This is a genomic window from Enterobacter sp. KBR-315C3_2022 (genome assembly GCF_041399425.1).
Taxonomy (GTDB): domain Bacteria; phylum Pseudomonadota; class Gammaproteobacteria; order Enterobacterales; family Enterobacteriaceae; genus Enterobacter.
On record NZ_JBGKEB010000060.1, the window covers coordinates 1 to 1,524 of the forward strand.

General features: G+C 41.5%; 1 protein-coding gene and 1 pseudogene. Both read right to left on the reverse strand.

What is annotated here, in order from left to right; all coding sequences use genetic code 11:
- The coding region (locus tag AB8804_RS23215) for a hypothetical protein (RefSeq protein WP_371190293.1) at positions 1-440 on the reverse strand (440 nt) is incomplete at its 3' end.
- A 904-nt stretch (positions 441-1,344) separates the two neighbouring features.
- Positions 1,345-1,518, reverse strand: a pseudogene (locus tag AB8804_RS23220) (transposase); the annotation flags it as partial.
- Between the last annotated feature and the right edge of the window lie 6 nt (positions 1,519-1,524).

Here is a 1,524-nt window from a genome sequence, read left to right on the forward strand (position 1 = left end):
CTTTCAACAACATCTTCTAGATTCTTATTTGTTTTCTTTAAAACCATCTGCAAAACAGAATCACGTGGCGAATTTTGGCCGAAGTGTGGAATAATAAACTCACTAAAAATATCATTAAAAACACGGTTACCTAAAAAGTGTTGTTTATAATGCTGAATTATCTGGTCTATTTGGCTCCACCATGAACTCGCAGCCTGAACAAGTTGATGTGATTCACAGCGGTCGTTAATCTGCGGATTAAGAGCATTATATCCAACATGCAAAATATTAGTCAGATTTGTCCCATTAGATATTACCTCTGAAATCTGTCGATTAGCAATGGCTTCAAGTAAATGGCTTTTGCCACTGCCATTTCTTCCGGTTAATATGCAGAAATCTGGAAGATCAAATTCTAAACCAACGGGTATTGACTTATATTCTTTAGAGAGCCTGATTCTCATTTACATTCCTTTATTATAACGGACGTTTTATTTTGCCAATCATAATTAAAACCATATTTTAAGCTACTGAAGAAATTCTAGACAAGTATTATTTTTGATGCTTACCGCTCTGTGCTGCATTTATCATTCAGGTATTGTGAGTTGCAGCCTCTTAATACTTGAGATTATACGCTTCTGTCCTGACGGTTTCTACAATAACAGGAATTCGTTGAACTACTGCGGGAAGATTGTCCAGAACACAGCATGATGGCCTTTCTGCTCTCATTATCTAGGTAAAAGCGATCCTGTAATGATCGTGGCACCTGTTATCTACAACCCTTTTTTCAGAAAGCGAAAATCCAGCATGCCGTGCTCTGCAGTTTTGTTTGTGGCAACAGGGCAGCAGATTTGACCAGCTCCCAATAGTTTTAGCAACATCCGCTCCTGGCACAAAGCTGACATCTCAACCTGTATCAGATCGTTAAACCTCCATAGTTAAGCTAGTAACCCTCTGGTGCGAGATAGCGCTTGCGTATCAGGCTAGGAAACTAATTTTAATGTTTGCTGAAAGCTGTTTGCTCCGAGGCGCAACGCCTAATGTCAACTTGCAGGTGAAATGATAACAGAAGGCCTATCCAATGCGTGTTATAAGCGAGTTTGAAAACCTCCACACTGGTGGTTGAAAGGCATGGCATGAAATTACGAATCACAAGAGCAATCGGCCGCAGCAAGGTCTCGCCACGTTGGGTCAAGGTTATCTGTTTACGGTTAACAAAAAAGCATATTGAGCGCTCCCTCAATGCTCTTCTGGCCAACATTGATAAATCTGAACTCTCTCCGGAACAAGTCAAAGCATTGAGGGAATGCGTTGACAGGATTAACCTGGCAAGGGGTAAGGGGATAGAGGCGTGAGCACTTTTGATTAAGCACGTTTCTCAGCGCAGACGCTGGCAAAGTAGCTGCGGAGCTTTTCGATGGCATCCAGATCAAATAATTTTCGTCGATATCTGGCGACGAATACCAGGTGAACATGCATCAGGAAAACGCAGTGTCTTCCTCGGCGAATATCGGTTTCTTTTGTCATAGACCAAAGTATAATAGTACG